Consider the following 25,573-nt stretch of genomic DNA (forward strand, 5'->3'; position numbering starts at 1 on the left):
CTTGTATGATGAGCTGTAGAAGAAGTACTCGATTTCATTAAAAATAAAAAAGAGAGCAAAAGCTCTCTTTTTCCTTACCTTATTCTTCCCAAACTTTAACTTCTTTCATTACATCGCCTTGACGCATTTTTAATACTGTTTCAATACCGCTTGTTGCTTTACCGAATACAGTATGAACACCATCTAAATGTGGCTGTGGCTCATGAACGATAAAGAATTGGCTACCGCCTGTGTTACGGCCAGCGTGAGCCATAGAAAGTGATCCTACAAGGTGTCTATGAGGGTTTCCATCAGTTTCACATGGAATAGAGTAACCTGGGCCACCTGCACCTGTACCTGTTGGGTCTCCACCTTGGCTTACGAAGCCAGGAATAACACGGTGGAATGTAACACCGTCATAAAATCCTTGCTCTGCTAATTTTTTAAAGTTTTCTACTGTTTTTGGTGCTTCTTCTGGGAAAAATTCCAAGTCGATTTTTTCACCGTTTTCCATTAATATGTATCCTAAAGTTTTCATACGTATATGTCTCCTTTCAACTATCTCAGCACTATATTACCACATTCATGACTAGAAACAAAAAGAATCCGACAATCTAGATACTTCTTTTTTGAAATGTGGAAAAAGTCAGGTGACAAATAAGAAATATATACTATAATAACTTTGTTGCCCGAAAATTTTAGAAAGAGAAAGGGAGCGATTTTTCGTGAAAACGAAATTACTAGCTCTGCTATTAGCTGTAACGGTATTTATGATGCCAACAGCTTCGTTTGCAGACATCATCGAGGGAGAATCAATTGTTACATTAGGAGAGAACTTATCTGAACAACAAAAACAAGATCTGTTAAAAGAAATGAAAGCACCGAAAGATGCTACAATTATTACTGTATCTAATGCGGAAGAACATAAATTTCTAGAAGGCATTGTTCCAAAAGCACAAATTGGTACGAGAGCAATTTCTTCTTCTATGATTACATACACAAAACCAGGATCTGGTCTTATTGTACGATCAAAGAACATTAACTGGGTAACAGATGCAATGTACACTAACGCTTTGATTACAGCAGGTGTAAAAGATGCAGAAATTCAAATTACTGCACCTTTTAAAGTTTCAGGAACTGCAGCTTTAACTGGATTAATGAAAGCATACGAAACTGCGTCCAATAAACAAATTCCTGAAGAAGTTAAAAAAGTAGCGAATGAAGAAATGGTACAAACAGCCCAGCTTGGTGATAAAATTGGTGAAGAAAAAGCAGTTCAACTTGTTGCAAAAATTAAAGAAGAAATTGCAAAAGAACAGCCAAAAACAACAGAAGATTTACGTTCATTAATTAAAAAAATTGCTGATCAACTCGGCATTACATTGACAGATGAACAGTTAGATAACTTAGTATCGTTATTTGATAAAATGAAAAATCTTAATATTGATTGGAATCAAGTTGGTAGTCAATTAAACAAAGCAAAAGAACACGTTTCTGCCTTCTTAGGTTCTGAAGAAGGACAAAGTTTTCTAGATAAAGTGAAAGATTTCTTCTCAAGTATCATTGATTTTGTTAAATCTTTATTCAAGTAAAAAGAAGCCCGTCAGTGACGGGCTTCTTTTTTATACAAGTAACGGTAATTTCATAACAGCCTCTTCAACAGAACGCACTATATGATTTGCTTTCTCCTTTACATATGGATGGGCATGATGAAGAGTAAATGAATGCGGGGTTACTTCAAACATAGAAATATCATTGAAAGAATCTCCAATACAAGCAACTTCATTTGCTTCAATTTGCAAATGGTCCATTAGTCGCTTTAGAGCACTCCCCTTACTCACCCCTCTTGGCATAATATCAACATAGCGTTTACCTGATATAAAAACTTCCGCTTCGCCTTGAAACGTATCTCGTAGCTCTTGATCTAACGTCACAATTTTCTCTTCTTCTCCAAAAACAAACAATTTTGCAGGGTGTACAGTCTTACCAAACTCTTCTTCTAACGCTTCAATTTCAGCAATATGCACGCCCATATACGCTTCAAACTTATGGTGATGTTCATTCTTCCTTTTTGTATATCGCTGCTCATTTCCACAAACAATATCCGCTAGTCCTTTTTTATGTATATATTGATATATTTCCTGGGCAACCGTATTTTCAAAACTCGATTCATGAAATAAATTCCCATCCGGAAGTAACATTGTCGCTCCATTTAAGCCAGTTGTGTAATATGGGAATGAAAACCTTTTTACAACTTCATCAATTCTGTGTGTAAAACGGCCAGAGGCAAAACAAATATTTGTCCCTTTCTCAGCTAACCAACACAGCGCACGTTCATCTTCTTTTTGCATATGATTCACATCGTAAACGAGCGTGTCATCTAAATCACTTACAAATAATTTAATCATGTCCTCTTCCCCTTCCATACACAATATCTACTCTAAGTGTACACAAAAAATGTTTGATTTTTGTTAAAAAATAATAAATTTTTGCTAAAAAAAAATAAACGGGTGTATAATCCCGTTTATTTTTGTCTTTTTACATTTTGAGGTCTTACAATACTTGGTCGTACTTTTAAACTAGACATCGTTGGACGGAGTAAAATTTTTGTTAACGCGCCCCAATCAAATGGTAAAAATGGCCATAAATAAGGTGTTTGTAAACTTTTTATAGACGTTAAAAATAAAATTAATATCGTCATACCAATTACAAATCCCATCTCCTGGAAGAGACCTGTCAAAATAATAACAAACAATTTTCCAACCTTATTTCCGAGTCCTAATTCATAACTCGGTGTTGCATATGCACCGATCATAGAAACCGCAACATACAAAATAACTTCTGGTACAAACAAACCTACATCGATTGCTATTTGACCAATTAATATGGCGGAAATTAATCCTGCTGCAGACGATAACGGCGTTGGAGTATGAATGGCTGCCATCCTTAGAAATTCAAGTCCGACCTCTGCCATTATTACCTGTAATAAAATTGGTAAATGCGTCATCTTAGTCGGTCCGATGAAAGCAAGATTTTCTGGTAAAAGAGTTGGGTCAAATACAAACACTAACCAAAACGGTAGTAAAAATAAGGAGAATAAGACACCTAAAAAGCGTACCCAGCGTAAAAATGTCCCGACAGCCGGATTTTGTCTAAACTCTTCTGCATGCTGTAAGTGGTGGAAATATGTTGTTGGAGTAATCATAGCACTCGGTGATGTATCTACTAGTACTAACACATGTCCTTCTAATAAATGATTTGCTGCTACATCTGGTCTTTCTGTATATCGAATAAGTGGGAATGGGTTATAGCTTTGCTTTACAACAAATTCTTCCACTGTTTTATCAGCCATCGTAATTCCATCGACATCGATGTTATTTAATTCTTGTTTTATAATCTTAACTAAATCCGGATTTGCAACATCTTGTACATACGTAATACAAATATCCGTTTGCGATCTATCTCCTACTCTAATCATTTCATTTCGAAGACGTGGGTCACGTATTCTTCTACGAATTAACGCTGTATTTACAACGATATTTTCAACAAACCCATCCCTTGCACCACGTACAACCTTTTCTGTATCTGGTTCTGTCGGAGTCCGCCCTGGATAACTACGAACATCTATTGCGAACGCTTCCGTTTCACCTTCCACAAATATAACGATGAGTCCTGATAATACTTGGAGCATTACCTCATCCATCGTTTTCACTTTACTTACTTGTTGATGAATTAAACGATTCTCTAGAAGCTTCACTGTATCTTCTTCTACATCCCTTATTTCATTTGTATCCACCGCTTCTTCTAAAATAGGGATAATATAATTCGTATCACAGAGTCCATTTACAAACAACACACCAATTTCTTTATTTAAAATTTGAAATTTACGAATGCCAACATCGTATGTAACACCCAGTCCAGCTGTTTGCTTTAAGTAATTTTCATTATCACTTATGAAAGATGAAATTGGGATATCCACTTTTTTAGGCTTCGTCATAAAATCCACTCCTTTCCAAAATTAATTGAATTGCTTTTTTTGTAATTGGTGATCCTCTCTCCCATTCATCATTTCCACACATCTTACCAATATCACCAATTCCAACGATGACAGGAACATTCAAATCGTCTAAACAATAAATTGTATCTCCGCTAATTCTGCCAATTTCACCATCTGGAAGTCCAAATTTATCCACACCATATTCGGTTAAGTTCCCGTTCCGATCTACATTTACATCTACGCGTGCCCATTCCCAATGATGCGTATTAGACGCTACTGCTAAAATGCCAAGCACATCAATTTGTTTATGGGTAGCCACATATTTTAAAGCCTTTTCACCAGATCCTTCTCCAATAAATCCACTGTCATCAAACATGACAAATACAGGGTCATATGGCGTTTGCATAATAAGCTCAACAACTTTTTTCCCTGTCAATTTGGTTGGATTACTTTGTGATGCTGAAATACACCTACCCCCAAATTCCTTCGTTAAAAGCTCAATTGTCCGCTTTGCATATTCATCTCCATCTGTGACCAAAACAACCCTTCGTCTCATTTGATTTATCCTTTCGGTTTACATATAAGTGCTATAAAAAATGAAAACAATATCGCTGCGGAAATGCCCGCAGACGTTAAACTAAACATGCCAATACCAATTCCTAAATATCCATGTTTTTCTGCTGCATGCATTGCTCCGTGCAATAGTGAATGTCCAAAACTTGTAATAGGGACTGTGGCTCCAGCACCTGCAAACTTTATTAGTTTATCGTACAAGCCAAATCCATCTAATATTGCTCCGATGACTACAAAAGTTGCCATTAAATGAGCTGGTGTTAACTTTGCGAAATCTAACAATAGTTGCCCAATTACACAAATAGCTCCACCTACAAGAAATGCGTATATAAAGTCCACAATTCACTCTCCTTTAACTCTCTCAAATACAACACCATGTGCAATTGTTGGAATCGTCTCTTTCTGTTGCATCATCATCGGGCTTAATAATGCACCAGTCGCAACGACAAAAATTCGTTGTAAATTCCCTTTTTGCATCTCGTGTAATAAATGACCATATGTGACAACCGCTGAACAAGCGCAACCACTACCACCTGCAAACACTTCTTCTTGACTTGATTCATAAATCATCAATCCACAATCATTGTATATATGCCCAAGATCATAACCTTCCTCAAGTAAAAGTTGTTTCGCAATCGGCGTCCCAACAGCTGATAAATCACCCGTAACAATCAAATCATAGTCATCAGCACTTCTTCTCAAATCTTCAAAATGCTGTTGAATTGTATGAGCTGCTGCTGGAGCCATCGCTGCCCCCATGTCCAAAGGATTTGTGATTCCTAAATCTTGCACTTTTCCGATTGTAGCCGCCGTAATTTTAATTGCACTTTTTTCATTACTAATTAATATAGATCCTGCACCAGTCACAGTTGAATTTGCTGTCCCTGGCTTTTGTCCACCGTACTCTGTTGGATAGCGAAATTGTCTTTCAGCCGTTGCATTATGACTACTTACTGTAGCTAAGACACGATTTGCAAATCCACCGTCTATAAAAGCTGAGCCAACTGCTAAAGTCTCCATAGACGTCGCACAAGCGCTAAACATTCCTAAAAAAGGAATACCCCACTTACGCGCAACATAATTCGCTGTCACTGTTTGATTTAATAAATCTCCCGCTAAAAAGAAATCAATTTGCGATGTTTTTATATTCCCTTTTTGCACTGCTTGTTGAATTGAGTCCGACATTAACCTTCGTTCGGCGAGCTCCCAATTTTCCTCTCCACAATGTAAGTCATCATATGAAATATCAAATTTTTTTCCAAGAGGGCCCTCAGCTTCTTTCGGACCGACAGCAGTGCCCGTTGCATTTACATATATATCATTTTGAAATACCCACGTTTGTTTTCCGGTCAACCTCATACTAGCCCCTCCTTTAAGACATAAAAATTTTAAAGGTATACCTTATTAACCCAATGATATATGCACCAACAACTCCAAATACAATCACACTTCCTGCCAATTTAAACATATTTGTAGCAATCCCTAGAACAACCCCTTCGCTCTTATGTTCTAAGGCAGCGCTCGCCATAGAATTTGCAAATCCTGTTACCGGTACCGCTGATCCTGCTCCAGCAAATTGACCGATTTTATCATATACACCACATCCTGTTAAAATCGCTGATACTAAAACAAGAGTTGCAACAGTTGGGTTTCCTGCCTCTTGTTCACTGAAGTGAAAATAATGTATATACAATTTCATCAATACTTCTCCAACTGTGCAAATGAGTCCACCTACAAGAAATGCTTTGATACAATTTAGTAAATAGTTTGGCTTTGGATGATACTTCTTCACTTTATTTATGTAATCATCCTTCAATTTCTGACTTGTCATTTATATACTGCCTCCTACCTTACGAAATAAATCCAGTGAAACAACGACCCTATTACTTTCCCAAGTACAAGAGCAACGAGTAAAACAATAATCTTCCCCTCTACCCCTACTCGTTTCGCTAAAATAGGTAGAACATTTAACACCTCTGTTAATGCCGCAGCAAGCATTCCGATGAACGTGCCACAAAATATCCCTAATATAACGAGCCAATATTGCGACGTTTGAAATGTAATATTTTTCAAACTGCACCAAGCCCCTGTTAACGTACCTGCAATGACCGCCCACTCAAAATATTGAATATGCTTTCCACTTCTCGTTAATTGAGCTAAACGGGGGATTATACCAAGTACAGCTAAAAATGCGACATATCCGCTACCTACCGCAATCCCTCCAGCTAAACCAATTAAAATAACAAATCCAGACTCAATCATCGGTAAGTTGTTTCATATTATCCTTGTTTTCATTAACGATTACATATTGATCAAGTGACTGTTGGTATTGAAACATCTCAACTTCTAGCGGACTTGGCTCTTCATTAATTCGTTTTTGAAATACATGATTAAAGAATAAAACCATTCCTAAGCCAAGGCCTAAAGAATAAGGAATTTGAAATAAAAGTGGTTGCGCATTAAATTCTCCAGTAATCATGTAATATAACCGTTGATGTACTTGTTGCATACTTACATCTTCATGGAAATAAATGATCGCAAGGGCCGCTCCAATGAAAAGTAACAACCATACAAGTCCGAAAAAAATTGGTTGTGCCTTCTTTTTTTCGTATATAATTTCAACAAGAGTTTGTCCAGAACCGAGTAAATTAATTTGTACATGAGATGCTTTCTGTTGAATAATCTCAATTACTTTCATAACATCAATTACAACATGAGTCTTATCATGCACTGTTATTTTGTAAACTATCTCATTTTGTAACAACTCAACTACGGAAGAATCTCCGGCAAGTTGAGCAACATCACCCAGCTTTACTTCATAAGTAGGAGAAACTTTTAAACGATTGCGCATTTTAATATAAATCGTTTGTTCCAACTTTCATTCACCCCTTCACTCTTCCTCGTAGTTGTAGTATGGTTATTGAATTTTTTTCTAATACAATTTTTTCATAAAAAAACATCTGCACCATTTCGGTACAGATGTTTTTACTTATGCCTTTTTCTTAAATAAGTTTGCAATACTTAATGCAAGCCCTCCCCAAATGACTACGATTCCAATAACCATCATCATAATCGCTGATCCACTCATTATGAAACACCTCGATCTTTCCATTCTTTTTCAAGCTTTGCAGAATCCGAATGTATTTGTGCATCCCATTTCTTTAGACTAATAATTAACGCAACAATAAGGAAGGCTACTGCTATCGACCAACCATACGTTACAACAAACTCAGTCGGATAATCTCCGTAGTTCTTTTTAATATTTTGGATTGTACCATCAATTAGCATATACCCTAACATAAGCGGAGTAATAACGAGTAAACTCACTCTCCAAAACGTTCCTAATTTAATGTCAGATACAAAGTTTGCATGATTTTGATAAACTGGTAAACGACGTAAAATGAGCCCTATCGTCACTACTTCCGCAAGTGCAATTGTAATTAATCCGAAATTATTAGCGAAATAGTCGACAACATCTAAGAACATAAGCCCACCACGTGTTGCAAAAGCAAGAGAAACTAACACGAGAAGGGTTCCCATAATTCCAATGGTTTTTTCCCGACTTAAACTGAATTTTTCAGACACAGCAGCAAAGCATACTTCCGCGAGTGAAATAAGTGATGTGATTCCAGCAACCGTTAACGATAAGAAAAATAATACACCAAACAACGGTGACATCGGTAATTCATTAATAATTTGCGGAAACACTACGAACGCAAGCCCAACGCCAGCACTTGCTACTTTATCAACCGGTACTCCCATATTATTTGCCATAAACCCAAGAGCTGCAAAGACCCCAATACCTGCTAATAATTCAAATCCTGAGTTTGCAAATCCAGTAATAAAGGCATTATTTGTTGTATCCGAGTTTTTCGGTAAATAACTAGAATAAGTAATCATAATTCCAAATGCTAAAGATAAACTAAAGAATATTTGACCATAAGCAGCAAGCCATACTTTCCCATCAAAAATACGACTCCAATCTGGTTTAAAGAATGCATCTAGTCCTTGCATAGCACCTTCCATCGTCACTGCACGAACCACGATAATAAGGAACATAACAACTAATAAAGGAATAAATATACGGTTAACCACTTCGATTCCTTTTTTAACTCCTTTAAATGCAACGCCAAGCACAATAATCCAAACGAGAGCTAACGGAATTAATACTTCCGGTACAAGTCCTCCAAATTGTCCTGGCTTATCTGCAACATGTAAGTACTCTTTAAATAAAAATGATTGCGTGTCTTTTCCCCATGCTCCAGTAATTGCAAAGTATGTATACGATATAGACCAAGCAATAATCACTGCATAATATGTTGAAACGATAAATGTTACGCACATTTGCCACCATCCAATAAATTCGGCACGCGGGCTAATACGGAAAAATGTAAGTGGTGCTGAACCACGATGACGATGACCAAGGGCAAACTCAAACGCTAACAATGAAATACCAGTCGTTAATAATGCAAATAAGTACGGTAAAAAGAATGCTCCTCCTCCATTTTCATACGCTGTATAAGGAAAACGCCATATGTTTCCTAATCCAACGGCAGATCCGACCGCTGCGAAAATAAATCCAGCTCTCGTTCCCCATTGTTGCCTCGTTTCCATGTTTCCTTCCCCCTTTATGACAAGTTCATACTTGGATTATATTTTAAATTGACTAAATTATCAATAAATTCTGTTAATTTTTTCGAAAATTAACATCTCTCTCCTATTAACGGCATAAAAAAATCGAATAGACAATTATTCGTCTATTCGATCTTTCATCTGTTTTAATATTTTCTTTTCAAGTCTTGAAACTTGTACTTGTGAAATGCCTATGCGCTCTGCTACTTCTGACTGTGTTTGATCTTTATAGTAACGCAAGTATACAATTAAGCGCTCTCGTTCATCTAGTTCTCTAATCGCTTCTTTTAAAGCAATTTTATCGAACCATTTCGTTTCAGATTGATCTGCAATTTGATCTAAAATAGTGATTGGATCGCCGTCGTTTTCATATACAGTTTCATGTATAGATGAAGGAGCACGGCTCGCTTCTTGCGCTAGAACAACTTCCTCTGGCGTTAGTTCTAGTGCCTCTGCCACTTCATTAATCGTTGGAGCCCTTCCGAACTCTTTCGAAAGCTCATCTCTCATCTTTCGAATTTTGTTCCCTGTTTCTTTTAAAGACCTACTAACTTTCACTGATCCATCATCACGTAAAAAACGTTGTATCTCTCCAATAATCATGGGAACTGCATATGTTGAAAATTTCACGTCGAAAGATAAATCAAATTTATCTACCGATTTTAAGAGCCCAATACATCCAATTTGAAATAGATCGTCTGGTTCGTATCCTCGATTAAGAAACCGCTGTACAACCGACCAAACAAGACGCATATTACTTTGAACGATTGTATCTCTTGCCTGTTGATCTCCATCTTGACTTTTTTGAATTAACGCTTTTAGCTCGTGGTCCTTTAACTGAGGTTTCTTCTTCTCATTTTTGACCTCTATGTCCATAGGCTATTCTCCTTAATTGCATAGAGCGTTACTATTTGATAAGTATTTTGTCAAATGGATTGTTGTCCCGAAAGATTCGTTTGAAATAACTTCTACTTCATCCATAAAATTTTCCATGATAGTAAATCCCATTCCGGAACGCTCTAATTCAGGTTTAGTTGTAAAAAGGGGTTGTCTCGCTTCATCTAAGTTAAAGATTCCAATCCCTTCATCTCGAATCGTGAGTTTCACCATTGCTTCTTCCAAAATTACAGAAATATAAACAATACCTTCTGCATTTCCTTCGTATCCATGAATAATTGCATTTGTAACCGCTTCTGACACAACTGTTTTAATCTCCGTTAATTCTTCCATCGTTGGATCTAGTTGTGCAATGAAAGCCGCCACTGTAACGCGAGCGAACGATTCATTTTGACTTAATGCTGAAAATTGAAGGTTCATTTCATTTCTCATCTATGCCACCCCCAACGTCGCGAGCGCGTGCGCTTCACTTTCTTCTAAGCGAACGATTTTGAATAAGCCCGACATTTCAAATAAACGCTTAACAGGCGGTGAAATTGCACAAACAACCATTTCTCCACCTAATCCCTTTACGTGTTTATATCGGCCTAATATAACACCTAGACCAGAACTATCCATAAACGATAAGTTCTCTAGGCTCAAAACAATATGATGAACACCATGTGTCTCAATCATATCTGTTACTTTCGTTCGCAACTCTTCAGCCGTATGATGATCTAATTCACCCTCTAGTCTCACACATAGGACGTCACGTTTCACTTCTAATTGCATGGAAAGACTCACACGATTTCCTCCTTATGCTCAAACTTTACTTTTTCACATACATAAAGATTTTCGTGATACAAAATAAGAATCCTTCCTGCTGACAAAAGAAGAACTATTTCGTCATAAAGTGAAACCTTTCAGCATTATTCACTTACATACGAATAGAAAAGCGGCAAAATATTTGCCGCTATTTTGATGTTGAAAACATCCCAAAACTTCTTTTAAATAACTCCCACCAGCTCGCTGCAGCAACATCTTCTTTTGCTACAATTGTTTGTTTTAATAAAACATCTTTATCTTTTTTAATAACAAGTGTACCAAGCGCGTCACCTTTTTTAATCGGTGCTTTTACTTTCTTTTCAGCAATTACTTCTTGTTTTACCTTGTCCATATTCTCGCCCTTCTTCATAAGAAGAGAAACATTATCTGATGCAACTAAATCTACTTTTTCTTTTTTCCCTTTCCCTACTTGAACTGTCTTAATTTTTTCGCCGCGCGTATACAATTTCTTTGTCGTATATTGTCCAAATGCATAGTCAAGAAGCTTCGTCACTTGGTTGTTCCGTTCTTTTGATGTTGGTGCTCCCATGACAACTGAAATGACACGCATGCCATTTTTTTGAGCCGATGCTGTTAAACAATATTTCGCTTCTGTCGTAAAACCTGTTTTTACTCCATCTACGCCAGGATAAAAACGTACTAGCTTATTCGTATTAACGAGCCAAAACTTTTTATCCGTATCTTCACGTAAATAATCTTCGTACTTACCTGTGTATTTACGAATAAGTGGATACTTCATCAATTCTCTCGCCATTATAGCCATATCATTTGCTGTGGAATAATGGTCTTTAGCCGGAAGACCTGTCGGGTTTTGAAAATGTGTATTTTTCAGCCCTAGATCTTTCGCCTTTTTGTTCATCATATTTACAAATCCTTCTTCTGAACCTGCGATATGCTCGGCTACTGCAACAGATGCGTCATTTCCAGATGCAATTGCAATACCCTTTAACATCTCATTTAGAGTCATCTCTTCCCCAGGTTCTAAAAAGATTTGCGATCCACCCATTGAAGCTGCATGTTCGCTCGCTCTAACTTTATCGGTCAGTTTTAGTTTTCCTTTTTCAACTTGTTCCATAATTAAAAGCATTGTCATAATCTTTGTCATACTAGCAGGTGGTAATTTTTCATTTGGGTTTTTATCAAATAAAACTTTACCTGTATCTTGCTCAATTACGATTGCTGACGACGCTTGTTCCGCTAACTTCGGTGTTGTTTCTTCTGTTTTCTCCTGCTTCGTTTTCTCAGATTGTGCGAAACTCACTGAAGTTCCAGAAAGCAATAACATGAAACAAACAAGTATTCCAAAAACTCGCTTCATGACTAACCCTCCATTCTATATCAGACCTATTTTTTCCAATTTACCCTTTTTTAATACCAAATTTTTCTAACATTTTCAGTTGACAAACACATTCATCCCCTATATTGTATTAAGTGTATTACACGAAGTAGTACACTTAATACATATGAGGAAGGAGACATTGCTCTTGCATATTCAACTTGATCCAAGAAGCAACACTCCGATATGGGAACAAATTGTTCAAAATATAAAAGAACTCGTATTGAAAAACATGTTGGCTCCAAGTGATAAACTTCCTTCTGTACGCGAACTCGCTTCTTTACTCGTTATAAATCCAAATACAGTGAGTAAAGCGTATCAAGAGTTAGAGCGACAAGGAATTATTGAAACGTTACGAGGAAAAGGAACATTTGTATCTCAATCGATTACCCCAACATTAGACGAAAGGAAAATCGCTATGGTTGAAAAGCAATTTCATCAATTACTATTAGAAGCCTCTTATCTTGGTGTTACGAAAGATAAAATTCATGATTGGATAGATTCATACTATAAAGAGATTGGAGGGAATGCGGATGTTGAAAGTGACAAACTTGAAGAAAACAATTGATAATCAAACAATTTTAGACGATGTTTCTTTCACATTGCAAAGAGGGAGTATCATCGGATTACTCGGAAGAAACGGCGCGGGAAAAACAACTTTATTGCGAACGATGGTCGGTATTTTAGACCCAGACGAGGGAACTGTTACATATGAAGATACAAACATTCATCAGTTTCCTGAAATAAAGCAAAAAATTGTATATGTTCCTGATTCTACTAATATACTGAACGGCTATACGATAAAAGAAATCTTAAAGTTTTATAAAGAAGTTTATACCGCATTTAATGAAGCATATTTCTATGAACTGTTAGAACGTTTTAACTTACCAAACAAACGAATTCGTAGTTATTCAAAAGGAATGAAAGCACTGCTTGCCATCATTTTAGCTGTTGCTGCACAGGCAGAATATATTATTTTAGATGAACCAACAAACGGGCTGGATCCTATCGTTAAAAGACAGATTTTACAGTTTCTCGTTGGAGAAGTTGCAGAAAAAGAAATTACCATTTTCATCTCCACTCACCATTTAGATGAAGTAGAACAAATTGCAGATACAATCATTATGTTAAAAGGACATACCGTATCTTCTATTACATCATTAGACGATGCAAAATCACAATTTGCTAAAATCCAAGTAGCCTATGAACGCTCATTACCTCAAAAACTAGAAAACTTAAGCAATATTAAAATATTAAACCAAACGGGAAAAGTATATACAATCTTAATTGAGGGAAATGTGGCAGCTACATTAGAAAAGTTTCATAAAGAACAGCCACTGCTCATTGAAGAATTAGCCATGTCGCTCGAAGATATTTTTATCACAACGTTTGAGGAGGATTCGCATGTTTCATAAAGCTTTATGGATAAGGCAATGGAAGCAAGGAAAATATATAATTCTATTATTTTGGTTAATTAGTTTATATCAACTACCTTATAAATATTATCAAGAAGCGCAAATGCAGCTAAAACAATCAAAAATGAAGTTTGATGACTATGCATATTACTACTCCTACTATTTTCATGCATCTGATGGTGCCGTCCTCTTTCAAGGATTTACTCTTATTGCACTTGCTTGTCTTTTAATTGGGTGGGAACGTAACAATCAATCAACTGATTTTCTCTTCTCGATGCCTTTTAAACGAAAAGATATTTTTTTAACAAAATGGTGGCTTGGTGTTTTGAATATTATTACAGTGCAAATTGTTTGCTGGCTTAGTATGTACGGAATAAAGAACATGTCGTTTCACAATGAGTATCAAATCTTTACTCCGTTCTATAGTTACTTTCTATATGCTACGGTTGTACTTATCGCTATTTATACATTCACCTTATTTATCGGAACCATTACTGGACATATATTCTCTCAAAGTAGTTTAACTATCATTCTATTATTTTTACCATACGGTTTTGGATTGTTAATTTCCGGATTCATTTATTCCCATACACAATGGTCTTTAGATGCAATGGGAGAAATAGAGCAACGTACTCATGAGTACTTACAACATATAGACATCATTTCACCATTAGAATCTTTTTCTATTACTTATGATTACCACCCGATAGAAACATTTGATAACTATGGCAATAAACTTTCTAGTGTACCACAGGACAATCCAATGGAGCATACTTTTGTACCTTCTCCTTGGACACTATTAACACCATTTGCTTACATCATTATCTTTTTATCAATGGCAACCTTTCTATACACACGTACACCAAACGAACAAAACGGAAAAATACTATTGTTTCCTAACTTGCAAAAATGGTTCATGATTTGCACTGTTCTATGCTTCGGACTGCTTGGCGGTAGAATATTAGGTGGACGAGATGCACTTCTGTCTTATTATGTTGGATTTTTCCTATTCGCTATCATAAGTTACTTCATTTTTACACGTCTATTAAAATTGAAGTTTGCTTTTGGAGGGAAATAAACATACATTAAGATGATGAATACATGTTTCAAAAAGCATTATAGATGTGAAACTATAAACACGGAACAATGGCATTAAGAGAAGCTGACAAAAGAAAGATGTTATGAATTATTTAACTCTTATATGAACTAAATAAAAAGGCATTGCACAAGAGCAATGCTTTTTATTATATATGTCCCTATCTAAATAAAGAGGTTATTTCACATTCTCTCTCCTATCCCCATACACCATCTCTTCTTTCATCCCAAATCCATCACCATTTTGCACAATTTGCTCTGTCGGTGCAACTATACTTTCGGCAATTTTCCATTCCCCACGCTCTTTCACGAATACTTGTAGAAAATAGTTCATACCATCTAGTTGATATGCATTTTGTTTTTTCACATTATAGTGAATCGCAATGTAGTACACTTGAATGTTTTCTTTTCCTATTTTTGATACGTATTGCGATAATCTCGGTATATAGAGGGCCGCTTTCTGAAAAGATAGTTGCTTCGCTTTAACAAGCGATGAACTTGTTACATTACGTAATGTGTCCTGATTACGAATATTATCGCTATGGTGGAATAATACTGCGTTTTGCATAGAACGAACCCATAATTTCGAATATAAAACTGTATTGTCGTTTTCAATATACTTCACTTCTTTTCGCACCACTTGGATAGGCGTATCTGCGTACGTGAATGTTTGAAAATAGAAAAAACCACCAAATAAAATGGTAAGTGCAGCAATATATTTCATAATCTTTCCTCCGATCTTTTAATTAAAGTATCGGATTTTCAAAATATTTTTATTCAAAAGAAAAAGGATAGGAATGCTTTCGCTTCCTATCCTCATTTATTATAATACGCGGCCAAATAGTTCTAAGACCATTTCTATTTCTTGGTCGCTCCAACCTTTAAATCTCTCTTTATAATATTCTTTACGCACAGCTTCAAGTTTTTCAGTTACTTCTCTTCCGTGCTCTGTAATTTCTAAGTACACGATTCGACGATCTGAATTAGAACGTTTTCTTTCTACTAATCCTTTTCGTACGAGACGATCTGTAACAGCTGTAATATGACTGGAGGTTACGTTTACTTCACTCGCAATTTGCGAAGCCATCTGTGGACTCTTTAAAAATAACGCACGTAATACAGAAAATTCATTATATGGCATATGTTCTGCAAAACGTGTATTAATATCATTTTGTAATAAACGTATCATTTTTCGAAATGATGCAGATAAATCTAAAATCAGCGTTTCTCTTTTTTCGTTCAATAGCCTCGTCCCTTTTTTATCATATTTACACATATTATAATCTATAAATACCTATGTTGTATATGCTTTCTTTCCTCAACATTCTCATTTATGTAACTTTTTTCATATAAATTTCTTTTTTGTTCACACATATACATATAAAAAGGATGGTGATGGAAAATGCAGGGTGGAATGAATCCTTATTTACACAACGTACGCACTGCTAATACTGGTAAAGAAGCTACTATTACTGTACAAGGCGAAGGCATTGTCAAAGCAAAACCGAATGTTGTTATATTAACGCTTGGCATTCGAACAGATGATAAAAATGTAAAACAGGCTCAAGAAGAAAATGCAGTGCAATCCAAACAATTGCTGGATGCACTTAAACAGCTTGGTATTGCCGATAAAGATATAGAAACGATTTCTTATACGATCACTCCTCAATACGAATATGTAAATGATAAAGCATTGCTACAAGGATACCGCGTGGAGCATTTGTATGAAATTACCGTTTTAAATGTACAAAAAGCTGGGGAAGTATATGATATAGCCGTTTCAAATGGCGCAAATGTAGCAAAAGGTTTACGTTTCCGAGTATCTCATCCAAATAAATATTATGAGCAAGCTCTCATTCAAGCTCTGCACCAAGCAGTAGAAAAAGCTCGTGCTATTGCGAGTACATATAATTTAAATATTAATCCTGTTCCCCTCTCATTCGTTGAAGAATCTGCCCAATTACCAAGGGAGGTTACGTCTTATGCTACTTTACATGCACAAGCAGCCCCGCCCATTCAATCGGGTGAATTAGAAATCATTTCATCCATACGGGCTATTTTTACGTATTTATAACGAATTCTCTTTATAAGTAAACGTTATCATTTTACTTGTTGTAAAAACATGATGTTCTGATATAATAAAGAACGGTGAGCTCTTACAAAAGAGATATCACGGGTGGGAGAGGGATATGAAAAAGAAGGTTTAACATGAAAGGAATACTTGAAAGAACATTTAAATTAGGTTTACACGAAACATCACCAAAACAAGAAGTTTTAGCTGGAGTTACGTCATTTTTCACAATCGTATATATTATGATTGTAAATGCGTCAATCTTATCAGATGCTGGCATTCCTCTTGAAGCTGGAATTTTAGCAACTGTTTTTAGTTCATTTGTCGGATGTCTACTCATGGCATTTTGGGCAAATGCACCTGCTATTCTTGTCCCGGGTATGGGTGTAAATGCATTCTTTACGTACACAGCTGTGCATACGCTTGGACTAACTTGGCAAGAAGCTTTGGCTGCTGTCTTTATCTCTGGTATTATTTTTGCAATTGCCGCTTTTACACCAATCGCTCGCGTGCTATCAGTATCAATTCCAAAGTCATTAAAGGAAGCGATTACTGTCGGCATCGGATTATTTTTAGCGTTTATCGGATTGCAAAAAGGTGGTTTAGTCGTTTCGAACCCAAATACTGCTGTGGCAATGGGGAAATTAAGTAATCCTGTCGTTCTTGCGACATTACTTACTCTTATCATTGCACTTGTATTATTTATTCGCAACGTACGTGGAAACTTTTTATGGACGATTGCAATAGGAACTGGTATCGCATGGCTATTTGGTCTTGTGGATACGAGTCAAGTGGGAAATAGTTCATTCTCATTCGCTAATTACGGTGATGTGTTTGGAGCTATGTCATTTGAGAAACTTTCTTCCTTACCATTTTGGATTGCAACATTCTCTTTAAGCATGGTGCTTATTTTTGAGAATATGGGACTTCTGCACGGTTTATTAGAAGATGATCGTAAATTCCCACGTGCTTACCAAGCCAATGCAATTTCAGCAATGACATGTGGTCTATTTGGCACAAGTCCTACCGTTTCAACAGTAGAAAGTGCCGCAGGTATTACTGCAGGTGGTAAGACAGGTCTGACGTCTATCGTTACTGGGTTGCTATTCTTTGCATCACTGTTTGCTCTTCCATTTGTCAAATTAATTCCTGATAGTGCCATTGCACCAATCTTAATTATTATTGGCGGTCTAATGATTACAAGCATTCAACAAATTCCTCTGAATGACTTTTCAGAAGGATTTCCAGCATTCTTAATTATCGTTATGATCCCGCTCACATATAGTATCGCTGATGGCATTGCGTTCGGATTTATTGCTTACCCTATCTTAAAAGTTGCTCTTGGAAAGCGTAAAGAAGTCGCACCATCTATGTATATCATTACATGCTTATTCTTAGCTATGTTTGTATTACATGCTATTGGTTAAGAAAAAACACCGAGGAAATCCTCGGTGTTTTTTTACTTAAACCATCCTTTTTTATAAAACCAGGCCATCATTCCCCCGCCAATTAGTGCCATGATAAGTAGACAAATAAAATAACTATATTGTCCACCAAGCTCTGGCATATGCGTAAAGTTCATTCCATATACTCCCGCAATAAATGTTAATGGCATGAAAATAGTCGAGAATACAGTTAATGTTTTCATAATGTTATTCATATGATGTGAGTTTAATGAAAAATAACTATCCCGAATATCTGCTGTTAACTCTCGGCTTGCCTCAATCATTTCTGTTAGTTTAAGCAAATGATCATGTATATCTTTAAAGTAAATTTCATGATCGCTTATACCGTAAAAACGAGTCGAATTTAAAATACGATATAATAAATCACGCATCGGAATGATTGTACGCCTTAGCTTTGATAAATCTGCACGTATATCAAATACCTCTTCTAATACACTTCCTGCTGTCTCCCCCGTTAAATTATCATCAATTGCATTTAAATGATCCTCAATGTAATATACAGGCGCAAAATAGTCATCTACAATTTGGTCGATAATTGTATGAGCTACGTGTAAAGGACTATTTTTAATACGCTTCTTTTCTCCAAGTGTTTTCCATACTCTTTCGATTGCATTGTTATGAGAAAAGTGGAAAGAAACAATATAACGATCACTAATAAATAAATCGATTTCGTGCGGTTCTAGTCCATCTTCCCCAAATGCATGAAGAACTAAAAAGTTATATCCATCATAAAAATCAACTTTTGGCCTCTGTACATATTCTATACAGTCTTCAATTGCAAGGGGATGGAACTTAAAATGGTCTTGCAGAATATATGTATACTCTTCTTTCGTTGGCTTATATAAATCTAGCCAATACCATACAATATGGTCTTTCTTTGTTTCTTCTAGAGAAACATCATATAATACTTCATCTGTTTTTGTTACTGCACAAATTCTAATCATAATTTCACCCATTATTATTATAAACAAAAAATAGTAAAAAAAGCCAAGGAGAAATCTCCTCAGCTTTTTTTATTACTTCGTTACGATACCGTGTACTAAAGTTGGTGCATCTACGTGTTCTTTAGAGATCTTCATGTTCTCATAAATTTTCGCTTTTACATCTTCAACATTTTCGCGGTTTGCGTAAATTGTAACAAGAGATTCACCTTGCTTCACGCTATCGCCTACTTTTTTGCGCAGCATTAGACCAACTGCTAAATCAATTTCAGACTCTTTCGTTGCACGTCCTGCTCCTAAAAGCATTGCTGCTGTTCCGATTTCGTCTGCAACGATTTCTGATACATATCCGTCTTCTTTCGCTTCCACTTCAATTTTAAATTGTGCTTGTGGCAATTTAGAAGGGTCATCAACAACAGATGCGTCGCCGCCTTGCGCTGATAAGAACGTTTTAAATGATTCTAGCGCTTTTCCGTTGTTCATTACTTCAATTAGCTTTTCACGTGCATCTTCTAAAGATGAAGCTTGTCCAGCAAGGTACACCATTTGACTTCCAAGTGTTAAACATAGCTCTTCTAAATCTTTCGGCCCTTTACCTTGTAATGTATCAATTGCTTCTTGAACTTCTAATGCGTTACCGATAGCTTCACCGAGTGGTTGACTCATATCAGAAATAACTGCCATCGTATTACGACCAACGTTATTACCGATGCGTACCATTGCTTCTGCTAAACGTTTTGCATCTTCATCCGTTTTCATAAATGCACCTGCCCCAGTTTTTACATCAAGAACAATTGCATCTGCACCAGCAGCAATTTTTTTACTCATAATCGAACTTGCAATAAGCGGAATTGAGTTTACTGTTGCTGTTACATCACGAAGTGCATATAGCTTTTTATCAGCAGGTGTTAAGTTACCACTTTGGCCGATAACTGCGATTTTATTTTCATTTACAAGACGCATGAATTCATCGTTTTCAATTTCCACATGGAATCCTGGAACTGCTTCTAATTTATCAATTGTACCACCAGTATGTCCTAAGCCGCGTCCAGACATTTTCGCTACTGGTACATCTAAAGCAGCTACTAATGGACCTAATACAAGTGTCGTTGTATCACCAACACCACCTGTTGAATGCTTATCTACTTTTACACCTTCAATAGCTGATAAGTCGATTGTATCACCGCTATTTACCATTGCCATCGTTAAATCCGCACGCTCTTGATCGTTCATATCTTGGAAGAAAATTGCCATTGCAAGTGAACTTACTTGATAATCAGGAATATTACCATTCGTATATCCTTCAACAATAAAGTTAATTTCTTCTGTCGTTAATGCATGTCCGTCACGTTTTTTTGCAATTAGGTCCACCATTCTCATTGTGAAGTCACCCCTTCATTTGTTTTACGATTGCTTTTACTAATGCTAAGAAGTTAGCTTTAACACGTTCTGTCGTTTCAATTACTTCATCGTGGTGAAGTGGTTGATCTAAAATACCAGCTGCCATATTTGAAATACAAGAAATACCTAATACTTTCATACCAGCATGACGCGCTACAATTACTTCAGGTACTGTTGACATACCAACTGCATCTCCGCCAAGTGTACGAAGCATACGAATTTCAGCAGGTGTTTCATATACAGGACCTGTCATTCCTACGTATACACCTTCTTGTACTTTAATATTTAAGTCTGCTGCAACTTGTTTCGCCATTTCGCGAAGTTCTACTGTATATGATGTAGACATATCAGGGAAACGTACGCCCATTTCAGAATCATTTGGTCCGATTAATGGATTCGTACCCATGAAGTTAATGTGATCTGAAATTAACATAAGATCGCCTGGCTCAAATGATGTATTTACACCACCAGCTGCGTTTGTTACAACTACTGTTTCTACACCTAGTTCTTTCATAACACGAACTGGGAATGTTACTTTTTGCATGTCGTATCCTTCATAGAAGTGGAAACGTCCTTGCATTGCTACTACTGTTACACCTTGAAGTGTACCAAATACTAGTTGACCTGCATGGCCTTCTACAGTTGATACTGGGAATTCAGGGATTTCACTGTAAGGTACTGTTACTGCGTTCTCAATTTCGTCTGCTAATACACCTAGTCCTGACCCAAGGATTAGTCCTACTTGTGGTGTCTCTTGAAATTTCTCTTTTAAGTATGAAGCTGATTTTGTAATAAGTTCACGATTCATTTGTTTATCCCCCTATTTCTTTAGCTCGTTTAAGAAGCTTGTTCCGTATTCTGGCATTTTCACACCGAAGTTTTCTGCTACTGTTGCACCAATATCAGCAAATGTTTGACGAAGTGGTAACTCTTGTCCGCCTTCTTTCATGCTTGGGCTATATGCTAATAATGGTACATATTCACGTGTATGGTCAGTACCAGGGTGAATTGGATCATTACCGTGGTCTGCTGTAATTAATAATAGATCATCTTCTTTTAGTTTTGCGAATACTTCTGGAAGACGTGCATCATATTCTTGCAGAGCTTCTCCGTATCCTTGTGGATCACGGCGGTGGCCGAATAATGCATCAAAGTCAACTAAGTTTAAGAAGCTAAGACCTGTAAAGTCCATATTTAATGTATCTACAAGCTTATCCATTCCATCCATGTTAGACTTCGTACGAAGTGATTCAGTTACCCCTTCACCATCATAGATATCAGAGATTTTACCGATAGCAATTACATCGTAGTCACTATCTTTTAATTCATTCATTACTGTACGGCCGAATGGTTTTAATGCATAGTCATGACGGTTTGGTGTACGTGTAAAGTTTCCAGGTTCACCAACGAATGGACGAGCAATAACACGACCTACCATGTATTTCTCATCTAATGTTAATTCACGTGCAATTTTACAGATTTTATATAACTCATCAAGTGGCACTACTTCTTCGTGTGCTGCAATTTGCAATACGCTATCAGCAGAAGTATAAACGATTAAAGAGCCTGTTTCCATTTGCTCTTGACCAAGTTCATCAAGAATCTCAGTTCCAGAAGCTGGCTTATTACCGATAATTTTACGGCCTGTTTTTTCTTCTAATTCATCAAGTAATTCTTTCGGGAATCCTTCCGGGAACACTTGGAATGGTGTATCAATGTAAAGGCCCATGATTTCCCAGTGACCTGTCATTGTATCTTTACCAGTAGATTTCTCTTGCATTTTTGTGTAATATCCAAGTGGTTTCTCTACTTTAGAGATACCTTTCATTTCTCGAATGTTACCAAGACCTAATTTCACCATGTTAGGCATTTGTAACCCATTCATATGTTCAGCAATGTGACCAATTGTGTCAGATCCTAGATCACCAAATTGCTCAGCATCTGGTGCTTCACCGATTCCCACAGAGTCCATTACGACTAGGAATATACGTTTATATTTATTCATAACTGCGACCTCCTATAAGTTCAGTTCTACTTCTTGTAGTATGTTCAAAACGCTATAAAGTGAAACTGTTATCCAAAAGAATTCTCATTGTCAAACAGTACTTCTTTAAATCATTTTCTAACCTATTTCGTTTACTTGAAACGATTCAAAAACATTTCTAGTTTTTTCTAAGTCAGATGTCAGACATCTGATACTGATATCATAACATGTTTACGCTTTCTTTTTAATACATTTTCGTAGAATTTCTCATTTTCTTCACACTTCTATTGTAATCCATTCTGCAACGAAGTGCTAATTTTTTTATGATTTATTTCTTCATATTAAAAATAAAAAGTAGCTCTAAAGAGCTACTTTTTATTTTACTTCTACCGTTTCTTCTTTATGTTCATGCAATTCGCCTTTTCTTACATGTACTTTCACTTTGTAAGCACCGTTCTCTTTGAAAGTATGTTTCGTTTCATACTCTCCTTTATTCCCTTCTTTCGCTGGAATAAATTCGTGTTTTTCAACACCATCTTTCCAAATCTCTAGTTGTACTTCAGCACCAGTTAATGCTTCTTCTTTTTGCTTTAAATGAACTTTCATTGTAGATTCAGCATTTGCCTTTATGTCTCCAGCCATAAGATGGATCATTGTGTCACTTTTATGATCTCCATGTCCTGCACTGTGATCACTATTTTCTTTTTTCGCATCTTCTACTTTCGCATTTCCTACAGCAACTTTTACTTCTGGCATAACGTGCATTTCACGTGCATTTGTGTGAGCGATAATATGGTATACTCCATCCGTTTCGAATGTTTTCTCGACTGCATAAACACCTTTCCCTTTATGCTTACCATCTAACATCTCGTGTTTTTCGTCGCCATCTTTCCAAATTTCAAACTTTACATCATCAGCATCCGTTACTTTTTCTTTTCCTTGTGTAACAAGTGCTTGTACTTCTGTTTTTTCACCTGGTTTAATTTCTTTCGGATTTGTTTGGACTGCTACTTTTACAGCTTCAAGTTTCTGTTCTTTTTTCGGCTCTTCTTTGTTTGTATTACAGCCAGCCAATGCTAGCATCGCGATAAATAAAGTCATAATCAGTTTTTTCATCATCATTTCCTCCTTTATACTTTATTTAGTATAGAGGAAATACATTGTAATATTCCAGTCTTCTGCTGAAAACAATATACGAAATGTTTGTGAAGTTTCTGTGAAACAGTCTTCCCCTCTTAATCTATAAAAAAAGAGCATAGTAACTATGCTCTCGGATGAAACTGTTTATATACATCTTTTAATCTAGTTTTTGAAACGTGCGTATAGATTTGAGTCGTTGAAATATCTGCATGTCCAAGCATTTCTTGTACAGCACGTAAATCTGCTCCATTTTCTAATAAGTGCGTAGCAAACGAGTGACGCAACGTATGAGGTGTAAGCTCTTTTTCAATATTTGCTTCTTTCGCTAATCGTTTTAATATTTTCCAAAATCCTTGTCTTGATAATCGATTACCATGATGGTTTAAAAAGAGTGCATCTACTACTTTTTTCCCCATTAATTCTCTTCTTCCTTTTTCAATATACTTTTGAATCGCTTCCGTTGCTAAACTTCCTAGTGGAATAATTCTTTCTTTATTCCCTTTCCCTATGCAACGAACAAATCCCATCGTTAAATGTACATCTTCTAAATTGAGTGCAATCAATTCTGAAACACGAAGTCCTGTCGCATACAGTAACTCTAGCATCGCCTTATCACGAATCCCAAAAGCACTTGTCATTTTTGGTGTTTGAAGTAACGCCTCTACTTCATCAACTGATAATACTTTTGGTAATTTCCGTTCCCCTTGTGGCGTTTCAATATGTACGGATGGGTCGTGTTCTACCGCTCGTTCACGCAGTAAAAATTGGTGGAACGAACGAATTGATGCGATATGACGCGCCAATGTTTTCGAAGATTTTCCGTTCTCTTTTAAATACTGCAAAAAGTTAACAATGTGTAAACGGGTCACTTCATGAAAAGTTTTCGTCTGTTCCACATTTTGCAAATACTTTACGTAGCTTTTTAAATCCCGTTCATAAGATACTACTGTATTCTTTGCTAATCCTTTTTCGACAACCATATAATGAATAAAATCTTTTAATTGATCTTCCACTCTACACTACTCCCCATTTTCATAGAAAAACATCATTCTATTTACGAAAGCATCCTTTGCCGGTTCTTCATTCCCTGATACTTTTTCTACAGTCTCTTCTTTAGGTTTTTCATAACGATGATAGCTTTCATATTCTTCATTTATCCATAGTATAGCGAAATAAAACAAAATCGTACAACTTGTAAATAATAAAAATACTTTTATTCCATCAAAAGTTAATTTTAAAGCTCGGCGCATTGTAAATTCCTCCAAAATATAAGTTATTACAACATATGCCAAGCTTTCACCTATTTATACCTTATTCAAATAAAAAACCTCTTCCTAGATAAATAGGAAAAGGTTATTTTTCATCCGTTTCATTTTCTTGACAATTTTTACAAATCCCATGGAATGTTAAACGATGATCTTTCACCTTAAAGCTCCAGTCTCGTTCTACTTTCCTTTCCACTTCACCAAGTAAATCTTCTTGTATTTCTTGTACAGCACCACATTGTGTACAAATCAAATGATGGTGGAAACGCTGCGCACCTTCTTGGCGTAAGTCATAGCGTGAAACACCGTCTCCGAAGTTAATCTTATCGACAACTTTTAACTCAGATAATAGTTCTAAAGTTCGATAGACGGTTGCTAATCCGATCTCTGGCGACTTTTCTTTTACAAGGAGGTAAACATCTTCTGCGCTTAAATGATCTTCTTCATTTTCTAGCAGCACACGAACTGTTGCTTCACGTTGCGGTGTTAATTTGTAGCTCGCTGCATGTAATTGCTTCTTAATTCGTTCAATTCTTTCTTCCATTCGGTACTACTC

The 25,573-nt window shown here is 36.3% G+C and carries 31 protein-coding genes; 6 read left to right on the forward strand and 25 right to left on the reverse strand.

The features are described from left to right. Window positions 1-79: 79 nt before the first annotated feature. Window positions 80-517: a peptidylprolyl isomerase gene (locus BAQ53_RS19120; RefSeq protein ID WP_000853782.1), complete on the reverse strand. Its 438-nt coding sequence runs from the start codon at window positions 515-517 to the stop codon at window positions 80-82. A 187-nt stretch (window positions 518-704) separates the two neighbouring features. On the opposite strand from BAQ53_RS19120, the gene BAQ53_RS19125 reads away from it, so the two are divergent. Then, window positions 705-1,571: a DUF1002 domain-containing protein gene (locus tag BAQ53_RS19125; RefSeq protein ID WP_000850515.1), complete on the forward strand. Its 867-nt coding sequence runs from the start codon at window positions 705-707 to the stop codon at window positions 1,569-1,571. A gap of 30 nt (window positions 1,572-1,601) precedes the next feature. Here BAQ53_RS19125 and BAQ53_RS19130 read toward each other — a convergent pair whose 3' ends face one another. From BAQ53_RS19130 to dacF, 14 genes are all read right to left on the reverse strand, one after another. Continuing rightward, window positions 1,602-2,405 carry an HAD family hydrolase gene (locus tag BAQ53_RS19130; RefSeq protein WP_061884543.1) on the reverse strand — a complete coding sequence of 268 codons (804 nt, stop codon included), beginning with the start codon at window positions 2,403-2,405 and terminating at the stop codon, window positions 1,602-1,604. Window positions 2,406-2,503: 98 nt separating this feature from the next. Further along, entirely contained in the window at window positions 2,504-3,976 is a 1,473-nt protein-coding gene (spoVAF, locus tag BAQ53_RS19135; RefSeq protein ID WP_000165589.1) for a spore germination protein SpoVAF, read from the reverse strand. Next, entirely contained in the window at window positions 3,963-4,532 is a 570-nt protein-coding gene (spoVAEA, locus tag BAQ53_RS19140) for a stage V sporulation protein SpoVABEA (RefSeq protein ID WP_001254412.1), read from the reverse strand. Before spoVAEA ends, spoVAF begins: the two co-directional genes overlap by 14 nt. Before the next feature lie 5 nt (window positions 4,533-4,537). After that, window positions 4,538-4,888: a stage V sporulation protein AE gene (gene spoVAE, locus BAQ53_RS19145; RefSeq protein WP_000345907.1), complete on the reverse strand. Its 351-nt coding sequence runs from the start codon at window positions 4,886-4,888 to the stop codon at window positions 4,538-4,540. Window positions 4,889-4,891: 3 nt separating this feature from the next. Continuing rightward, window positions 4,892-5,908 carry a stage V sporulation protein AD gene (gene spoVAD / locus BAQ53_RS19150; protein WP_001241159.1) on the reverse strand — a complete coding sequence of 339 codons (1,017 nt, stop codon included), beginning with the start codon at window positions 5,906-5,908 and terminating at the stop codon, window positions 4,892-4,894. A 13-nt stretch (window positions 5,909-5,921) separates the two neighbouring features. Then, window positions 5,922-6,380, reverse strand: coding sequence for a stage V sporulation protein AC (gene spoVAC / locus BAQ53_RS19155; protein WP_000203814.1), 459 nt, complete (start codon window positions 6,378-6,380; stop codon window positions 5,922-5,924). 14 nt (window positions 6,381-6,394) lie between these two features. Then, the gene (spoVAB, locus tag BAQ53_RS19160; RefSeq protein ID WP_000572937.1) at window positions 6,395-6,811 is read right to left on the reverse strand and encodes a stage V sporulation protein SpoVAB; all 417 of its coding nucleotides are present in this window, start codon (window positions 6,809-6,811) and stop codon (window positions 6,395-6,397) included. Further along, entirely contained in the window at window positions 6,804-7,424 is a 621-nt protein-coding gene (locus BAQ53_RS19165; protein WP_000438370.1) for a stage V sporulation protein AA, read from the reverse strand. Before BAQ53_RS19165 ends, spoVAB begins: the two co-directional genes overlap by 8 nt. 114 nt (window positions 7,425-7,538) lie before the next feature. Beyond that, window positions 7,539-7,637: a methionine/alanine import family NSS transporter small subunit gene (locus BAQ53_RS19170; RefSeq protein WP_000016826.1), complete on the reverse strand. Its 99-nt coding sequence runs from the start codon at window positions 7,635-7,637 to the stop codon at window positions 7,539-7,541. Continuing rightward, window positions 7,637-9,163 (reverse strand): sodium-dependent transporter, encoded by a 1,527-nt coding sequence (locus tag BAQ53_RS19175; protein WP_000450085.1) that lies wholly within the window; start codon window positions 9,161-9,163, stop codon window positions 7,637-7,639. The genes BAQ53_RS19170 and BAQ53_RS19175 overlap by 1 nt, the downstream gene beginning before the upstream one ends. Before the next feature lie 135 nt (window positions 9,164-9,298). Then, window positions 9,299-10,057 carry an RNA polymerase sporulation sigma factor SigF gene (gene sigF, locus BAQ53_RS19180; RefSeq protein WP_000350729.1) on the reverse strand — a complete coding sequence of 253 codons (759 nt, stop codon included), beginning with the start codon at window positions 10,055-10,057 and terminating at the stop codon, window positions 9,299-9,301. A 12-nt stretch (window positions 10,058-10,069) separates the two neighbouring features. After that, the gene (gene spoIIAB / locus BAQ53_RS19185) at window positions 10,070-10,510 is read right to left on the reverse strand and encodes an anti-sigma F factor (RefSeq protein ID WP_001243398.1); all 441 of its coding nucleotides are present in this window, start codon (window positions 10,508-10,510) and stop codon (window positions 10,070-10,072) included. Further along, complete coding sequence (gene spoIIAA, locus BAQ53_RS19190; protein ID WP_000059135.1) at window positions 10,511-10,861, reverse strand: anti-sigma F factor antagonist; 351 nt, start codon at window positions 10,859-10,861, stop codon at window positions 10,511-10,513. It lies immediately after the preceding gene. A gap of 169 nt (window positions 10,862-11,030) precedes the next feature. Continuing rightward, on the reverse strand, window positions 11,031-12,221 hold the full coding sequence (gene dacF / locus BAQ53_RS19195; protein WP_000831991.1) for a serine-type D-Ala-D-Ala carboxypeptidase DacF: 1,191 nt from the start codon (window positions 12,219-12,221) through the stop codon (window positions 11,031-11,033). 166 nt (window positions 12,222-12,387) lie between these two features. Here dacF and BAQ53_RS19200 point away from each other — a divergent pair, with 166 nt between their 5' ends. The 3 genes from BAQ53_RS19200 to BAQ53_RS19210 are packed head-to-tail and all read left to right on the forward strand — an operon-like array spanning window position 12,388 to window position 14,732. After that, window positions 12,388-12,807, forward strand: a complete 420-nt coding sequence (locus BAQ53_RS19200; protein WP_000548037.1) for a GntR family transcriptional regulator — start codon at window positions 12,388-12,390, stop codon at window positions 12,805-12,807. After that, window positions 12,773-13,654, forward strand: a complete 882-nt coding sequence (locus tag BAQ53_RS19205; RefSeq protein WP_208906174.1) for an ABC transporter ATP-binding protein — start codon at window positions 12,773-12,775, stop codon at window positions 13,652-13,654. The genes BAQ53_RS19200 and BAQ53_RS19205 overlap by 35 nt, the downstream gene beginning before the upstream one ends. Beyond that, window positions 13,644-14,732: an ABC transporter permease subunit gene (locus BAQ53_RS19210; RefSeq protein ID WP_000468498.1), complete on the forward strand. Its 1,089-nt coding sequence runs from the start codon at window positions 13,644-13,646 to the stop codon at window positions 14,730-14,732. The genes BAQ53_RS19205 and BAQ53_RS19210 overlap by 11 nt, the downstream gene beginning before the upstream one ends. A gap of 195 nt (window positions 14,733-14,927) precedes the next feature. On the opposite strand, the gene BAQ53_RS19215 is transcribed toward BAQ53_RS19210, so the two are convergent. After that, window positions 14,928-15,473 carry a hypothetical protein gene (locus BAQ53_RS19215; protein ID WP_061884545.1) on the reverse strand — a complete coding sequence of 182 codons (546 nt, stop codon included), beginning with the start codon at window positions 15,471-15,473 and terminating at the stop codon, window positions 14,928-14,930. Window positions 15,474-15,572: 99 nt separating this feature from the next. After that, window positions 15,573-15,992: a MarR family winged helix-turn-helix transcriptional regulator gene (locus BAQ53_RS19220; RefSeq protein WP_001003305.1), complete on the reverse strand. Its 420-nt coding sequence runs from the start codon at window positions 15,990-15,992 to the stop codon at window positions 15,573-15,575. 159 nt (window positions 15,993-16,151) lie between these two features. Here BAQ53_RS19220 and BAQ53_RS19225 point away from each other — a divergent pair, with 159 nt between their 5' ends. Then, window positions 16,152-16,823, forward strand: a complete 672-nt coding sequence (locus tag BAQ53_RS19225; RefSeq protein ID WP_001161437.1) for an SIMPL domain-containing protein — start codon at window positions 16,152-16,154, stop codon at window positions 16,821-16,823. 134 nt (window positions 16,824-16,957) lie between these two features. Beyond that, window positions 16,958-18,247, forward strand: a complete 1,290-nt coding sequence (locus BAQ53_RS19230) for an NCS2 family permease (RefSeq protein ID WP_000676239.1) — start codon at window positions 16,958-16,960, stop codon at window positions 18,245-18,247. A gap of 32 nt (window positions 18,248-18,279) precedes the next feature. Here the strand turns inward: BAQ53_RS19230 and corA are convergent, their stop codons facing one another. From corA to fur, 8 genes are all read right to left on the reverse strand, one after another. Continuing rightward, on the reverse strand, window positions 18,280-19,242 hold the full coding sequence (corA, locus tag BAQ53_RS19235) for a magnesium/cobalt transporter CorA (protein WP_002000765.1): 963 nt from the start codon (window positions 19,240-19,242) through the stop codon (window positions 18,280-18,282). Window positions 19,243-19,302: 60 nt separating this feature from the next. Then, window positions 19,303-20,607 carry a pyrimidine-nucleoside phosphorylase gene (locus BAQ53_RS19240; RefSeq protein ID WP_001243086.1) on the reverse strand — a complete coding sequence of 435 codons (1,305 nt, stop codon included), beginning with the start codon at window positions 20,605-20,607 and terminating at the stop codon, window positions 19,303-19,305. A 7-nt stretch (window positions 20,608-20,614) separates the two neighbouring features. Continuing rightward, on the reverse strand, window positions 20,615-21,436 hold the full coding sequence (locus BAQ53_RS19245; RefSeq protein ID WP_001078446.1) for a purine-nucleoside phosphorylase: 822 nt from the start codon (window positions 21,434-21,436) through the stop codon (window positions 20,615-20,617). 12 nt (window positions 21,437-21,448) lie between these two features. Then, window positions 21,449-22,633: a phosphopentomutase gene (gene deoB / locus BAQ53_RS19250; RefSeq protein WP_001046079.1), complete on the reverse strand. Its 1,185-nt coding sequence runs from the start codon at window positions 22,631-22,633 to the stop codon at window positions 21,449-21,451. A 354-nt stretch (window positions 22,634-22,987) separates the two neighbouring features. Next, a complete protein-coding gene (locus BAQ53_RS19255) occupies window positions 22,988-23,728 on the reverse strand; it encodes a FixH family protein (RefSeq protein ID WP_000733670.1) in 741 nt (246 codons plus the stop codon). A 146-nt stretch (window positions 23,729-23,874) separates the two neighbouring features. Further along, complete coding sequence (xerD, locus tag BAQ53_RS19260; RefSeq protein ID WP_000390088.1) at window positions 23,875-24,765, reverse strand: site-specific tyrosine recombinase XerD; 891 nt, start codon at window positions 24,763-24,765, stop codon at window positions 23,875-23,877. 6 nt (window positions 24,766-24,771) lie between these two features. Then, window positions 24,772-25,002, reverse strand: a complete 231-nt coding sequence (locus BAQ53_RS19265; protein ID WP_001250432.1) for a YqzK family protein — start codon at window positions 25,000-25,002, stop codon at window positions 24,772-24,774. A gap of 103 nt (window positions 25,003-25,105) precedes the next feature. Further along, window positions 25,106-25,561 carry a ferric iron uptake transcriptional regulator gene (gene fur, locus BAQ53_RS19270; protein WP_000392657.1) on the reverse strand — a complete coding sequence of 152 codons (456 nt, stop codon included), beginning with the start codon at window positions 25,559-25,561 and terminating at the stop codon, window positions 25,106-25,108. Window positions 25,562-25,573 lie beyond the last annotated feature (12 nt).

Source organism: Bacillus sp. B25(2016b), from assembly GCF_001679765.1.
GTDB lineage: Bacteria > Bacillota > Bacilli > Bacillales > Bacillaceae_G > Bacillus_A > Bacillus_A thuringiensis_K.